12 protein-coding genes and 1 pseudogene are annotated in these 14,726 nt (G+C 66.9%); 3 read left to right on the forward strand and 10 right to left on the reverse strand.

The window, feature by feature from the left end; translation table 11 throughout:
- From ACXMYJ_RS22785 to ACXMYJ_RS22810, 6 genes and pseudogenes are all read right to left on the reverse strand, one after another.
- The coding region (locus ACXMYJ_RS22785) for a hypothetical protein (protein ID WP_460358920.1) at positions 1-316 on the reverse strand (316 nt) is incomplete at its 3' end.
- A gap of 376 nt (positions 317-692) precedes the next feature.
- Positions 693-1,121 (reverse strand): hypothetical protein, encoded by a 429-nt coding sequence (locus tag ACXMYJ_RS22790; protein WP_460358922.1) that lies wholly within the window; start codon positions 1,119-1,121, stop codon positions 693-695.
- Complete coding sequence (locus ACXMYJ_RS22795; RefSeq protein ID WP_460358923.1) at positions 1,118-2,020, reverse strand: tyrosine-type recombinase/integrase; 903 nt, start codon at positions 2,018-2,020, stop codon at positions 1,118-1,120. The genes ACXMYJ_RS22790 and ACXMYJ_RS22795 overlap by 4 nt, the downstream gene beginning before the upstream one ends.
- 44 nt (positions 2,021-2,064) lie before the next feature.
- The gene (gene ligD / locus ACXMYJ_RS22800) at positions 2,065-3,108 is read right to left on the reverse strand and encodes a non-homologous end-joining DNA ligase (protein WP_460358925.1); all 1,044 of its coding nucleotides are present in this window, start codon (positions 3,106-3,108) and stop codon (positions 2,065-2,067) included.
- The gene (locus ACXMYJ_RS22805) at positions 3,108-4,169 is read right to left on the reverse strand and encodes an ATP-dependent DNA ligase (RefSeq protein ID WP_460358948.1); all 1,062 of its coding nucleotides are present in this window, start codon (positions 4,167-4,169) and stop codon (positions 3,108-3,110) included. Before ACXMYJ_RS22805 ends, ligD begins: the two co-directional genes overlap by 1 nt.
- A gap of 117 nt (positions 4,170-4,286) precedes the next feature.
- Positions 4,287-5,962: pseudogene (locus ACXMYJ_RS22810) on the reverse strand (HNH endonuclease signature motif containing protein).
- Positions 5,963-6,097: 135 nt separating this feature from the next.
- Between ACXMYJ_RS22810 and ACXMYJ_RS22815 the strand changes: the two are divergent.
- The 3 genes from ACXMYJ_RS22815 (at position 6,098) to ACXMYJ_RS22825 (ending at position 8,880) form a co-directional block, all read left to right on the forward strand.
- Positions 6,098-7,180, forward strand: a complete 1,083-nt coding sequence (locus ACXMYJ_RS22815; RefSeq protein WP_260755728.1) for an ATP-dependent DNA ligase — start codon at positions 6,098-6,100, stop codon at positions 7,178-7,180.
- Between the two features lie 49 nt (positions 7,181-7,229).
- On the forward strand, positions 7,230-8,105 hold the full coding sequence (locus tag ACXMYJ_RS22820; protein ID WP_260755729.1) for an LLM class F420-dependent oxidoreductase: 876 nt from the start codon (positions 7,230-7,232) through the stop codon (positions 8,103-8,105).
- A gap of 127 nt (positions 8,106-8,232) precedes the next feature.
- On the forward strand, positions 8,233-8,880 hold the full coding sequence (locus tag ACXMYJ_RS22825; RefSeq protein WP_443189099.1) for an MBL fold metallo-hydrolase: 648 nt from the start codon (positions 8,233-8,235) through the stop codon (positions 8,878-8,880).
- On the opposite strand, the gene ACXMYJ_RS22830 is transcribed toward ACXMYJ_RS22825, so the two are convergent.
- From ACXMYJ_RS22830 to ACXMYJ_RS22845, 4 genes are read right to left on the reverse strand one after another with little or no spacing between them, the layout of a single operon-like run.
- Positions 8,861-10,573 carry a diol dehydratase reactivase ATPase-like domain-containing protein gene (locus ACXMYJ_RS22830; protein ID WP_443189100.1) on the reverse strand — a complete coding sequence of 571 codons (1,713 nt, stop codon included), beginning with the start codon at positions 10,571-10,573 and terminating at the stop codon, positions 8,861-8,863. The genes ACXMYJ_RS22825 and ACXMYJ_RS22830 overlap by 20 nt on opposite strands.
- Positions 10,570-10,923 carry a diol dehydratase small subunit gene (locus tag ACXMYJ_RS22835; RefSeq protein ID WP_260755732.1) on the reverse strand — a complete coding sequence of 118 codons (354 nt, stop codon included), beginning with the start codon at positions 10,921-10,923 and terminating at the stop codon, positions 10,570-10,572. The genes ACXMYJ_RS22830 and ACXMYJ_RS22835 overlap by 4 nt, the downstream gene beginning before the upstream one ends.
- Positions 10,920-13,160: a propanediol/glycerol family dehydratase large subunit gene (locus ACXMYJ_RS22840; RefSeq protein ID WP_260755733.1), complete on the reverse strand. Its 2,241-nt coding sequence runs from the start codon at positions 13,158-13,160 to the stop codon at positions 10,920-10,922. Before ACXMYJ_RS22840 ends, ACXMYJ_RS22835 begins: the two co-directional genes overlap by 4 nt.
- Before the next feature lie 13 nt (positions 13,161-13,173).
- Positions 13,174-14,706, reverse strand: coding sequence for an APC family permease (locus ACXMYJ_RS22845; RefSeq protein ID WP_260755734.1), 1,533 nt, complete (start codon positions 14,704-14,706; stop codon positions 13,174-13,176).
- Positions 14,707-14,726: the final 20 nt, after the last annotated feature.

Consider the following 14,726-nt stretch of genomic DNA (forward strand, 5'->3'; position numbering starts at 1 on the left):
CGGCGAGCACCCGATCGGGGCCGCCGCGGCGGTACAGCGCACGGCGAACCTCGATGGGCAGCAGAGGAATCAGGCCGTCGAACAGCAGCCGCAGAGCCGCGTCGCGCCACCCGTCCAGCGCCTGGTCGCTCAGCGGGGGATCGGTGTGGCGGCAGATCCAGGGGTCACGGCACCCGCAATCGAGCGGGGCGACACGCTGGCTGGCTTCATGTCGACGCGTCCAGGCATCGACGCCGCTACGCTGATGAAAGTCCGTCGCCTTGGACCTTGTAGAAGCCGTCTCGTTGCCCGCGGGGCGGCTTTCTCGTTGAGTCATGCCGTACCACCATCGTCGGCGGCGGTTCGGCGGCGGCGAGCTTGCGCGGATTTCAGGGCGAGCCGCTGAAAGTGAGCAATCCGTGCGTTCGCAGCACGCTTCGCCCGTTCCGCAGGCGCGAGTACGCCGTCCGGGTCGACCTGGCGCTCAAACTTGTCGAGCATTGCCCTGCGCGCGTTAGCTGTTCGAGCGGACCTGTCTTGCGTACGCGCCCAAGATTCATTGGCCGCGATCTGGGATCGGAGCGTTCGGAGCTCCGGGGTCAATTCGGGCATGAAATGCCGTCCCCCTTCGGGTGACGGCTCGCGGCCCATTGCGATGGCGAGCGTTTTCCAGCCTCAGCGGAGTGACCAGAGCACAGCGTAGCAACGTTGTGCTAGCGCTCGGTGGATGCAGGCCGTTCGGCGCGTCGCCATATGAACGCCTGATCGAGAAGCAAATGCGGTGCGCCACTTTCGATCAATGGCAGGAGGGTCTCACCACTCACCCAGTATTGCGCCGAGCGGGAGGCGAATCGAAAGCTCTGCGCGGGATCTCCCGTCACTGCCGAGGTCATTCGCTCTCGCTCGAGCCGGAATGTTGACCATTCGCCGTTCGCGAGCAATGTTCGAGTTTGAAACACGACGACAAGACCGTGCGTTGTTCGCACAACCTCACCCAGCAGGTGGCCCGAACTCTTCTCGCGCACTTCAATCACGCAAAAACGCCGGCGGGTCTTGCCCTTCGACGCAAGTATGGTTCGGATTTGAGCAGCGATCTCCTCTCCGTGCTCCGCGAAATCGTGCTGACTCAACCACACCGTCACACCCGGTCGCCTCGCTTCAGGCGGCGCGCAGCTTCTCTTGCTCGATGATCGGCGGCCGATGCGCCGTAGCGCTCAAGCATCGAGTCCGATCGCCATCCCATCAGCCGCTTCAAGTCACGCTCCTGGCCTCCGGCAAGCAGGAAATCGTGAGCGTTGGTGTGCCGGAACCGATGCGGGTGTACCGCAGCCGGGTCCAGGCCGGCCATCTCGGCTCGTACCTTCACTCGTTCGCGAACCCCGTCGGAAGTGAAGCGTCCTCGCTCGCCCAGGAACAGCGCTGAATTGGATACGTGGCGATGCTTGGCCCGCTCTCGCAAGTAGCGATCAAGGGCCTGTCCGGTCTTGGCGCCGAAGTACGCGTTACGGACCCGTGAGCCCTTACCGGTGATCATGACAGTCTCTGCGTCAAGGTCCAGGTCGACGAGATCGATGCCGGTCACTTCAGAGACTCGCATGCCGCAGTCAATGAGGAGCCGAATGATCGCCTCGTCGCGTCGCTCACGAAATCCCCTGCCCTTGCAGGCCGCGAGGAGCGCCGCCAAGTCGTCGTCGGTGAGCACCGGCACGGGAGGCGGCTCCGGCTTATCAATGACAATGCCAGCCAAAGGGTCGGTGTCGATAATGTCCTCGGCGAGCAGCCAGTTGGCGAACCGGCGCAGTCCCCGCCAGCGCGTGCGAATCGTTCCGGGCGTCTGATTCTTGCCGCGGAGGTGATCAAGCCAATGCAGCACATTGTCCCGTGTGAGCTGGTCGACCTGTGCCGAGAGGCCGCGCGATTCAAGCCACCTGCTGAAGTAGGTGATGCTCTGGCCGTAAAGCACGAGCGTGCGATCGGCTTTGCCCTCGACACGAAGAGAGCGGTTGAAGCTGGCTCGCAGCGACTCCAAACTCTCCGGCACGAAATCTAGGTTATCGGGCGAGCAAGCGTTATGCTAGTACCGCACTACTTCCGGTTACCTGCATCATCCCAGTTGGTGGCCACTTTCTTACTCGGCTGCACCCGCGGCGGTTCGCCCGGCATCTTCGGGTAGCTCGGCGGGTACGGCAGGTCTCCGAGACCGCGGTCCTCGTCGGCCTTCACCATGTCCAGCAGCGTGTCGATCGACTGTGCCTTCTTGTCGATGTCGGCCCACGGGTCGGGCCGGCCGGCGACGAAGTCCGGCACCGTCAGGATCGTGTAGTCGTCGGGTTCGGCGTCGCGTAGTTCGTCCCACGTCAGTGGCGTGGACACTGTCGCGATCGGGGTCCGGCGAGCCGAGTACGCCGACGCGAATGTGCGGTCGCGGGCGTTCTGGTTGTAGTCGATGAAGAGCCGCTCGCCCCGCTCCTCCTTCCACCAGGACGTCGTCACCGCATCGGGGGCGCGACGTTCGACCTCCCGCGCCAGCGCGATACCGGCACGACGGACCGCGATGAAATCCCAGTCGGTTTTGATCCGGAGAAAGACGTGCACGCCGCGGCCGCCGGAGGTCTTGGGGTACCCGACCAGGCCGAGTTCATCGAGAAGCGGCTTGAGAACGTCCACGGCCACCGCTCGGGCCTCTTTGAAACCGGTGCCGGGTTGGGGATCCAGGTCGATGCGCAGCTCGTCGGGATGTTCGGTGTCCGGGCAGCGCACCTGCCACGGGTGCAGCGTGACCGTTCCCATCTGCGCCGCCCACGCGATCGCCGCGGGGTGGGTGATCTTCAGCGCGTCGGCGGTGCGGCCGGACGGAAAAGTGACGGTGCAGGTTTCGAGGTAGTCCGGGTGCTTCTGTGGCACACGTTTCTGATAGATCTCCTCGCCGTCGATACCGTCGGGGAACCGCTGCAGATGCACAGGCCGGTCTCGCAGCAGTGCGACCATCCGGTCGGCCACCGACAGGTAGTAGTCGACGAGCTTGCCCTTGGTGCCGTCCTTGCCGAGCTTCGGGAAGTACGGCTTGTCCGGGTTGGTCAGTCGGACCTTGATCCCGTCGACGTCGATTTCGGTTGCGGCGCTTGCCATTAGGACTTCTCCAGCACGTCGTAGAGGTCGTAGTTCAGCGGAACGTCGAGCTGGTCGAAGGTGCAACTGGCGGGGTCCCGGTCGGGCCGCCAGCGGAGGAACTTCACCGCGTGCCGGAAGCGCCGGCCGCTGTCGGTGTGGCCTTCCATCTGGTCGTAGGCGACTTCGCATACCCGCTCGGGGCGTACCGGGATCCAGCGTTTGTCGGCGGCCGAATTCCACCGGCTCGGTTCGCCGTCACGCGTGTCGTCGCCGATGCGCAGGGGTTCGAGGTCGGCCAGCAGCGTCAACCGTGCCTTGGCGGTGAACGACGCGGCGCCACCGACCATCTGCAGTTCGCCGTCGTCGCGGTATAGGCCGAGGAGAATCGAGCCGATGCCTTCGCCGCTCTTGTGGATCCGGTAGCCGATGGCCACGCAGTCGGCGTCGCGGTGGTGTTTGACCTTCACCATCTCCCGCTTGCCGGGCAGATATGGTCCGTCGAGACGCTTGGCGATGACCCCGTCCAGGCCGGCGCCCTCGAATTCGTCCAACCATTGCGTGCCGAGAGCGGGGTCCTCGGTGGTGCGCGTGACGTGACACCACTGTTTCTCGTTGACTGCTTCGAGGAGGGCTTCGCGACGGGTGCGGAACGGCTCCTTCATCAGCGAGGTATCCCCGAGGGCCAACGCATCGAAGCCGATGAAGCGCGCCGGTGTCTGCTCCGACAGCATCTTGATCCGGCTGGCGGCGGGATGGATGCGCTGGCTCAGGGACTCCCAGTCCAACCTGATGCGTCCGGCGATCTCCCGGGGCACGACGATCTCACCGTCGAGAACGCAGCGGGGTTCGAGCTCGTCACGCACCGCATCGAGCACTTCGGGGAAGTAGCGGGCCAGATCCTTGCCGCTACGCGACAGCAGCACGACGCTGTCGCCGTCGCGAAACACCAGCGCGCGGAAGCCGTCCCATTTCGGCTCATAGGACCAGACTCCGGGATCGTCGGGCACCTTGGTCTGCGCCTTGGCCAACATCGGCTCCAGCGGGGGGCTCACCGGCAGGTCTGAGGGCATGGTCTCCATACTCACGTAGACCGGGGTACCCCGACAATGTCATCGCAGCCTGAGTGCGTGCGACACCCCGCGCACTCCGGACCATCTTTCGACTGCTACGCCGGGATGGCTGGTAGCCCCACACTTTCAGAAGGGCGGTGGGTCGTCGCCGTCGGGATGTGGTGGAGGTGGCGGTCTGGTCCACCGGTTTCGGTCGGCAGCATCAGCACGTTCTCGGTCGCGGGCGCGTTGGGCGGCGTTGTGTTCGCGTTCGGCCGTGATCCGCGCGGCGTCCTCGGCGGCGCGGGGGCGGCGTCGTTTGGGCATCCTGGCACTACGGTCGAAATCTGGGGGCGGCAAGGTCATCGGCGGTAGTTTCGCGGTAGTGGTGTTCCAGCCGGGGAAAAACACCCGGCTGCCGGGCACTGTGGTGTAGCGCTTGCCCGCCGGGGTCGTCCAGATCACCGTGCCATCAGGAAGTTGTTCGTCGCGCCAACCGTCCCAAAACGTCTTGGCCAGATGATGGGTGCGGCATTTGCAGTTCAGGTTCGACGGATGGGTCGGCCCGAAGGGCCAGGGCAGAACATGGTCGAGATCGCAGCGTTCGGCCGGCACCGTGCAGCCCGGGAAGCGGCAGAACAGGTCCCGAGCGCGCACGAACGCCGCCAGCTTGGCCGACGGACGGTAGTGCGGCTCGGGATCCGGGCCGGGCAACCACAGCTGTTTGATCGCCGCTCCCCCGCGGATCGCCTCGGCCAACGCCACGATCGGCAGCACCTTCACCCCGGGCAACAACGCCAACCCCGAATACTTCACACACCGTGCAGGATTCGGCTCGGGCGCTGAGTCGGACTCATCTACGGAGCCGGGCTCAGGGTCAGGCCCGGGCTTGTCCACAGGCTCCAGCTCAGGCTCCGGCGCCGGCTCACGCTCGAATTCGAGCTCCTCCGCAGGCTGCGGTTGGGGTTGGTTCTGTTGTTGCTGGTCTTGGTCGGTGATCAGCTGGTAGGCGGCGTCGAGCGCGGCGGGATCGGCGAGCACGGAGATCACCACATTCGAGCTGCCCGGAGCCACCGGCGCAGCGCTCGGGCAGTCCGCTTTGCCGCACCGGCACGGCAGGTGGTCCTGGCGTCGGATGATCGCCCCCACCGCACATGACCGCCGCTCCCCCATGTCGCGCGGATCATCGGCACACACGTTCTTGAGCAACTCAGCGATCCGGGCCGCCAGCAGCACGGCATCACAGCCCAGGATCTGACCCCACACCAACACCCATTCATCGGGATCCTCGTGGGCCCCGATATGAAAATCGCGGCCGCGATGACCTCCTTGGACCGGATCAGCGCGTCCGGGTCATACCGGTCGATCACCGCATCAATGGCCCGCACCAACGCCTCTTCCGACAACGACCCCCACTGCGGGGCGTGGGTCGCCAACTGCTCGTCGAGCAGCGCCCACACCTGCGTATCCACGACCAGGCGGGTGCGCCAACAAATCTTGGACACCACCTGGGCACTGACCCGGCCCTGCAGATACCGCTCGGCCAGCCCAGGCAACCGATCGCGCAACGCCATCGCGATCCGCATCTGCCCCGAGGCCCGCCTGTGCCCGAGATTGAGCACCGCGCCCAGCTCAGAGGCGGTCTGGGCCCAGCAGTCATACACCCAGTCGTCGTGCTCGTCATCCCTGTCCACCGTGGAATACACCAACTCGGCGATCGCCGCGGCTTTCCGTGCCCCGGCCTGGGCCTCCTCACGGGCGCACTGTTCGATCGCAGCAAGCAGGGCGGGCTCCTCCGCCCCTGCAAACAGTCGATCGAACATGTGTTCTATCTTCCTATTCGAGAGGCCATACCGCCCGACCGAAACCCCAAGCTGTGGATGAAAACCAGATTGGGGATAACCCTCCGCCACGGCCACAACGCCGACTGTCGCCATCCGGCAGGGACAATGGCGATGATGCGACTCCCTGTGATGCCCCCGGTCTCGCCGATGCTGTCGAAGTCGGTGCAGGAGATCCCCGCCGGCGCCTCCTACGAACCGAAGTGGGACGGGTTCCGATCCATCGTGTTCCGCGACCGTGACGACGTCGAACTCGGTAGCCGCAACGAGCGGCCGATGACCCGGTACTTTCCCGAGCTGGTCGCCGCGGCGTTGGCCGAACTGCCGCAGCGTTGTGTGATCGACGGCGAGATCGTGATCGCCACCGCGGACGGCCTCGATTTCGAGGCGCTGCAGCTGCGGCTGCACCCGGCGGCGTCGCGAGTCAGGATGCTGGCGGAGAAGACGCCGGCGTCGTTTATCGCGTTCGATCTGCTGGCCCTGGACGACACCGACTTCACCTCGCGTCCGTTCAGCGAGCGGCGCGCGGCGCTCGTGGAGGCGCTCGCCGCAACCGGGCCGAGCATCCACGTCACGCCCGCCACACTGGACATCGATACCGCGCGACGATGGTTCGACGAGTTCGAAGGCGCGGGACTCGACGGGGTCATCGCCAAGCCGCTCGACGGGCCGTATCTGCCGGACAAGCGCACGATGTTCAAGATCAAGCACCAGCGGACCGCGGACTGCGTGGTGGCCGGATACCGTCTGCACAAGTCGGGCGACGACGCAGTCGGCTCGCTGCTGCTGGGGCTCTACCAGGACGACGGGGCGCTGGCCTCGGTAGGCGTGATCGGGGCGTTCCCGATGGCGCGGCGCCGTGAGTTGTTCACCGAGCTGCAGCCGCTGGTGACCACCTTCGACGAGCACCCGTGGAACTGGGCTGCGCACGTCGACCCGGACGTGGTGCGCCGCTACGGCGGCGGCTCACGGTGGAACGCGGGCAAGGATCTGTCGTTCGTGCCGCTACGGCCCGAGCGCGTGGTCGAGGTCCGGTACGACCACATGGAAGGCCGAAGGTTCCGGCACACAGCACAATTCAACCGGTGGCGGCCCGACCGCGATCCCCGCTCGTGTACCTATGAGCAGCTCGACCGACCGGTGACCTTCAGCCTCGACGACATCGTGCCGGGTCTTGGCGGTCCTGCGCCACGGACCTGACTTGCTGCCATCGGGGAATCACCCACCCGGGCCCTGCCTTGTAGCGGGCATGGACCTTGGAATACACGTGCCGATTTTTGACACCGACGGTGGCACCGCCGCGATCGCTCCCGAACTCGCCCGCGTGGGCGCCGCCGCGGAAGCAGCAGGTGCGACCTGGCTGTCGTTCATGGACCACTTCTTCCAGATCGAGCCGACCGGACTGCCGGCCGAAGCGAACATGCTGGAGGGCTACACCACCTTGGGTTACCTGGCCGCCCATACGTCCACGGTGAGCCTCGGTCTGCTGGTCACCGGGGTGACCTACCGGCATCCCGGGCTGCTCGCCAAGATCGTGACGACCGTGGACGTGCTGTCGGGCGGTCGCGCGGCGCTGGGCATCGGGGCGGCGTGGTTCGAGCGCGAGCACCACGGCCTGGGTGTGCCGTACCCGCCGATCGCCGAGCGCTTCGAACGCCTCGAGGAAGCCCTGCAGATCTGCAACCAGATGTGGGATCCGGACAACAACGGTCCGTTCGTGGGCAAGCACTATCAGCTGCAGGAGACTCTGTGCTCGCCACAGCCGATCAACAAGCCCAAAGTGCTGATCGGTGGAGGCGGAGAACGCAAGACGCTGAGGCTGGTGGCTCAGTACGGAGACGCGTGCAACCTGTTCGCGACCACGACGGACGAGGTGGCGCGCAAGCTCGACGTGCTGCGGGGGCACTGTGACGCGGTGGGACGGGATTACGACAACATCCGCAAGACCGTGACGGTCCACGGTCCCTCCCCGGCACCTGCCACCCGCGACGAGTTCGTACAGAGTATGGCGGGCTATGCCGCCCTCGGTATCGACACCGCGATCGTGATGCCCGACGACGGTGCCCCGGCGAAGTGGATCGACAGCATTGCGCCCGCGGTGAAGCAGCTGGCCGAATTAGGCTGACGTTCTCCGGCAGATCTCTGCGCGAGCAGACGCAAACTCGCACGCAGCGAGCCTGAATCACGCGATTTTGTGTCTGCTCGCCAGATCTCTTGACCTTAACAATGGTTGAGGTTGCAGTCTGGGTGGCATGAAACACGTACTCAGTGATCTGTGGGAAACCCGAACCGACTCACCGTTTCCCGGCCTGACCACCCACGCATACCTGTGGACGCCGGCCGGCATCCTGTTCTACTCGCCCGCGACCGACGCCGAGTTTGACGACCTCGCCGCCCTCGGCGGCGTCAACGACCAGTACCTGTCGCACCGCGACGAGGCGGGCCCGATTCTCGCGCGCATCGCCGAGCGCTTCGACTCGACCCTGCACGCGCCGGCGGCCGACCTCCCGGACATCACCCGGCACGCTCACGTCGACGTGCCGGTGAAGGGCCGCTACGTCGACTACAACGGCATCGAGATCATCCCGACCCCTGGCCACTCCCCCGGCAGCGTCTGCTATCTGGTGCCGGGCGCACAGGGCCGGTATCTGTTCACCGGGGACACCTTGTTCCGCGGCACCGACGGCGGCTGGCACGCGGGCTATATCGAGGGCTTCCATCAACCGGAAGACGCAGGCACCATCGCCGAGAGTCTGCGCGTACTGGCCGACATCCTACCGGACTTCGTGATCTCCAGTGCGTTCCAGGGAGATTCAGCGGTACACCGCATCGATCCCGGCTCGTGGCGTGGACACATCGCCCACGCGATCGCGAGCCTGCCTACCGCTGCGCGTACATAGCGACCAGGCCGCGCGCCACCGCGAACCGCGGCCCGTGCACACCGTCGATGTCGGCGCGCCCCACCACGATCCGGGCGCCGCGCAATGCCTCCCCGACCGTGCGCATCAGCTCGTCGTCAAGCGCACCGCCGCCGGCCAGCACCAGCGCGACCGGCGGCTCGTCGAACGCGGTGAGGCACCGGGCGATGTTCGCCGCCACGGTCTCCTGCTTGATCGCCAACCGCAGGCTGCGCCACTCCTCGGCGGCCAACCGGTTCGAGAACGGCACCAGACCCGCACTGCCGCGCGTGCACAGCCGGCCGATCGCATCGGCGGATGCCGGGGAGTCCAGGAAGACGCGACGCCCGTCCTCCTCATGCGCGACGTGCGGCCCCTCGACCCGGACCGCGGGCGTGCGTTTGACGGTCTCGGCCAGCCCCCGCGGGATACCCAGCACCCGCGCCACCGCGACGGTGATCGACTCACCTGCGCCCGCGGCGACCACCGTCGCGCCACCGGTGATGAGATCCACTGTGCCACCACCGATGTCACACACCATTGATCCGGGTGGGAGTCCCGGCGTGGTACGGGCACCCCATGCCGCGGCCTCCGGCTCGGAGCCCAGGGTGCGCGCGGGTCGTCCGGTCAGTTCACTCAGGGTGGCGGCGGCGTCACCGGCCTCCTCGGCTGCCAACAGCGCGACCACGGTGCCCTGGGCGTCGGCGACACCCCTGCGAAGCCACGCACCGTTGTCGATCGTCGCCAGATCGGTGAAGAACGCGTCGTGTACGGCCAGCCCGTCCGCCGCGGTCGGCACCGACCGCAACCGGACCGCGCGCACGCGCCCCGGCGCCGAGCGCCGCAGCACCGCGTGCGCCTGTCCGGGCGTGTACCGCACCGGCGCTCCGTCGACGAGGATGTCGACGTAGTCGTCGTCGGCGGCGGGCGGAGACGGCTGCTCGGTCCGCGCGGTGACGGCGATGGCCGCGGAATCGGCCAGCTCGCGGCAGAATTCGGCGATCTCCACCAGCCCCGCGGTGGGCAGCCGGAGTGCGGCCGACAGCGCGATGGGGTCGGCGAACGCACGGTAGGCGCTGCCTTCCCCGACCACCTCCACCGCCACCAGCGCACCCGGCGCCAGACCGGCGACATCGGCCTCGTCGACGACGGGCACATCCACCGGGATCCGGTTGCGGATCAACACCGCGTCGTCCTGGGCAACCAACACGCCGACCACCTGCCACCCGCGTTCCACCGCCGCGGTGATCTCGCGGGCGGCCACCTCGAAATCGGTGGCGTCGTCGACGGAGATCACCACCGGTCCGGGGATCGGCGCGGCATCCAGCGCGTACAACGGAACATGCTGCCCGACAGCGTGTCCCGAGCCCGCCGGGGTCGACGCGTCCGGGTGGCGCAGACTGCGGACCGGGGCCGACGGTGAATATGCCGGCGGTATCGGCGCGGTCGCGGTGTCGACCGGACGCAGCGCCGCCAGCAGCAGTTCGTCCGCGCAGTGACCTGAGTCGACCTCGACCCGGTGCAACAACGCCGCGGCCCCGCGCAGCGACTCGGCACTGCCCTTGCGGCCCCTCGTGGGGGCCTGCCCGTGCGCGACGGTCGTGACGGCGCCGTCATGCACCTGCGCGAGCAGGATCTCGGTGGTGTGATTGCCGACGTCGATGCCGGCGACCGTGCGCACCGCCCGTGTGGTCAACGCAGGAGGCCGCGGCGGGCATAGACGGCGGCGGCTTGCTCCACCAGCGCGGCGCACCGCGGCGCACCGCGCGCGATCAGCGACGTGCGCAGCTCGTCGAGTTCGGCGGCCGTCGACCGGTGCGGGCGCAGCGCCTCGTACAGCGCCATCACCTGCTCATCATCGACGGTCGCGAGTTCGGCTGCGCGGCGGAAGTTCTCGGCCAGCTGCGGGTTACCGCCAGCTTCGGCGACGGCGGCCTGGTGGGCGAGCACGGCCGGATCCATCCGCAGATCACCGAGGCCCAGCTTGCCGTCCACCGCGTTCTGGACGGTGATGTCTTCGCGGCCCGCCGCGGTCATCTCGCTCATGGTGTTTCAACCTTCACGGTGACGGGTGGCAGGCCGGGCTCGCAGGCTTCTCGCTCCAGGGCGACGAGGGCGACGGCTCTGGCGTGGTAGCGCGCCGAAATGGACTCGTCGGTGCCACCGGTGAAGATCGGCACGGGTGCCATGCCCTTGGCGTGGCGTGCGGCGTTCCTGCCGAGTTCGCGGTACATCTTCGCCGTCAACAGCGGTGCGACGCTGAACAGCTCCAGGTTGGCCAGCGGCGCCAGGTCACGGCGGTGGATCAACGCGGTGCCCTTGCCCTGCAAGCCGATTCCGATTCCCGAACCGGACAGCCGCGCCGCGGTCAGCCCGATCAGCCCGGCGTCGATGGTGGAGCGGACCCGCACCGTGCGGGCGATGCAGCCCTCCTCCTCCAGGCCCGCCGAGATCTGACGCAGCACCTCCCCGATCGGCAGTCCGCACAGTGTGAGCCAGACGCTGCGCCCCCAGGCCGGCGACAGTCCGATGCAGACCTCGCGGGGGTCGCTGCCCTGCTGGGCCGGCTCGACGTCGGTGACGACGAGGTGTCCGCGATGGTGCTCCTGGTCGGCGGTCAACTCGGCGCTGCTGCGCGCCTGCCGGACCGCGTCGATCTCGGCCCGGCGTTCGTCGCTCGGCGCGTACCCCGTGGCCGGACCCCGGTAGTCGTTGGGGTCGGTCAGCTTGGACAGCACCCGGAACTTCTCGTCGAAGATCGCCGAGGTCTGCAGCTGGTCACCGCACAGCCGCTCCCGGGTCAACGTCGTGATCGCCTCGGCCTCGTCGGTGAAGCCGGTGCGGTGCAGCGAGGCGATGACATCGAAGACCGTCAGCTGCCTCGCCTCGATCGACGCCGCCGCCTCGGCCACCATCTTCGGGTGCCCGGCGGGCAGGTCACGGGATCCGTTGGCGGCCACCACTTCCTCGACACGGTCGTCGTCGTAATCCGCGAGTCCCAGGTCGCGGTACACCGCCTGCACGGCCTGCGCCGCCCGTCGGCGCACCGTAAAGAGATGCTCCGGGGACACGGTGCGCAGCCCACCGTCGGCACCCCAGTCCCGCTGCAGCACCAGGAAGTCGTCCATGTCGTCGGAGTTGAAGTTCGACAACGCGAACGCGTTGTCGTAGCGCGGGATCGAGCCGAACCCGGAGAAGATGAAATCCGCTCCGGCAAGGAGCACCGGCAATGTGTGCGCGCTGCGGCGGATGTCGGACTCGGAGATCAGGTTGTCGTTGCCTGCGCACGACTCCAGATCGCGCATCATCACCATCAGGTTCTCGGCGAGCAGTTCTTTCATGCCCTCGGGCACCGAGGCCACCACGCCGACCCCGTCGATGCCGCCGTTCTGCACGCCCTGCGATCCGAGCGCGCGCGCCAGCGACACGCACCGCGACTCCAGGTACAGGATCGAGCACATCTGCGCCGCGCCCATCAGCACCTCGGCGCCGCCCCCGCTGGTGACCCGCATCTTCAGGCCACGCGACGCGTAGGCCGAGGTGAGAATCGCCTTGCTGAACGGGGTGTCGTCACCGTCGACGAACACCTGCTCGGTGCCGTAGATCGAAATGGTCTCGGCGTAGGACGTCAGACCGCGTAGGCCCAGCCGCAATTCGAGTGCTTCCTCGATCGAGCACTGCGCCATCGCCCCGGGCGTGCCGACCTGCGACCCGATGAGCAGCGCGACGGCGTTGGACGGCGCATCGCCGAGCACCGGCACCGTCGTCTCCACCTCACGGAAGCCGTAGGCGACCGCACTGGCCGCGTCGGCGGCGATCAGCAGCGGGTCGTCGAGTTGGTTGGTGACGTGCGCCTGGTTGCTCGGCGTGCGACGGGCCCGCATCTTGGCCATCGCCATCTGCATCTCCACCGGCGACAGCAGGGCGACGACGCGGGCGAGCTTGGCGGGGGTGGTGCCGCCGATCAGCCGCACCACCTCCGCCCTCGGCACGTTGATGTCGACCACCATGCGCGCCAGCGTCTCGTCATCGAGAGCCATGGCCTCTTCGGCGACCGTGAGGTCGATGCCGTAGCGGGCGATGAACTCGTCGATGACGTCGAACTCGACGACGTCTTTGGCGTCGAGTTCGACTACCTCACCCCCACGAATCTTCAGCGAAGGTGAGGGGTCATGTGGGCTGCTCATCGCAATCAGCCCGAGTGCGGCGTCCGGGACGCTGAACCCGTCGAGGTTGACAGGTTTCGAGTCCAGAACCCGGAACCTGCCCAACTCGTCAGCCACTGAAGAACCCTTTCTAGTCGCGAACTTCGCTGTCGTCGTAGACGATCCGGCCGATCAGCTCGTAGCGCCGCTTGTCCTTGAACTTGAAGTACAGCGCCATGGCCGCACCGAACACGAACACCCCGATCACGATCCATGGTGTCAGCTTGAACAGCAAGGTGCCCGACGCCGCGCCCGCCGCGGATTCCTTGTGCTCCCACAGCAGATACACCACGTAGAGCATGCCGATGCCGCCGGTCAGCGGGGCCAGGAATGTCTTGAACCAGTGGGCGCTGGACGGGTGGTTCTTGTGGAAGTGGAAGTAGGCCACCACCGAGAACGCGCACAGCGACTGCACGATCAGGATCGCCATCGTGCCGAGGATCGCCAGCAGTGTGTACATGTGGATGTAGGGATCCATGCCGGCGAAGAAGAACGCCAGCACCAGCACCAGCGCGATGCCGCTCTGGACGAACGACGCGATGTAGGGCGACCCGTGCGTCTTGTGCGTCGCGCCAAGCGTTTTCTGCAGCCCGCTCGACAGGCCCTCCCGGCCCAGGGCGTACAGGTAGCGCGACGCGCAGTTGTGGAACGCCATGCCGCACGCGAACGATCCCGTCACCAGCAGGATGTTGAACAAGGTGATGGCCCACTCGCCGTAGGTGTCGCGGACCGGGGCGAAGAAGATCTCCGACGAGGTGTCGGCGCTCTGCGCCAGCTCGACGGCCTGCTGGGGTCCGGTGCCGGCGATCGCCATCCAGGACACGAAGACGTAGAAGATGCCGACACCGAGCACGGCGATCATGGTGGCGCGCGGGATGATTCGCTTGGGGTCCTTGGACTCCTCGCCGTACATCGCCGTCGACTCGAAACCGACCCATGACCAGAACGCGAAGAACAGACCGAGGCCGGCGCTGGCGCCGGCGATCGCCGCGGGCTGGAATGCCCCGACCGGGTTGAGAGTCTCGGCGATCGCGAAGCCGTCGGGTCCTCCGCCCTTGACGGCCACCGCAATGGCGCCGAGGGCCAGCATGAAGATCTCGGTGATCAGGAAGACGCCGAGAACCTTGGCGGTCAGGTTCACGTCGAAGTAGGTCAGGATGCAGTTCAGCACCAGCATCAGCAGCGCCGGCACCAGCCAGTGGATGGTGATGCCGAGCTGCGAAGACAGGAAGTTCTGGAAGAAGAACGCGAAGATGCCGATCAGCGACGCCTCGAACACGATGTAGGCCAGCGTGATGATCAGACCGCTGGCCATACCCATCACGCGACCGAGGCCGTGGGAGATGAAGCCGTAGAACGCGCCGGTCGCGGTGATGTGCTTGGCCATCGTGGCGTACCCGATTGCGAACAGGCCCAGCACGATGGTGGCCACCAGATAGCCTGCCGGGGCGTGCGAACCATTTCCGAAGCCGACGGCGATCGGGACGTTGCCGACCATCGCGGTGATCGGCGCGGCGGTCGCGACCGCCATGAAGATGACGCCGAAGGTGCCGACGGCGTTGCGTTTGAGCCGTTGGACCGAGTCTGTGGTGGTTGTTTCACGGGGAACGACGTCTTCTGTCATAAGCAGAGACCTTCCAGGGC

The organism is Mycobacterium sp. ZZG, assembly GCF_054786995.1.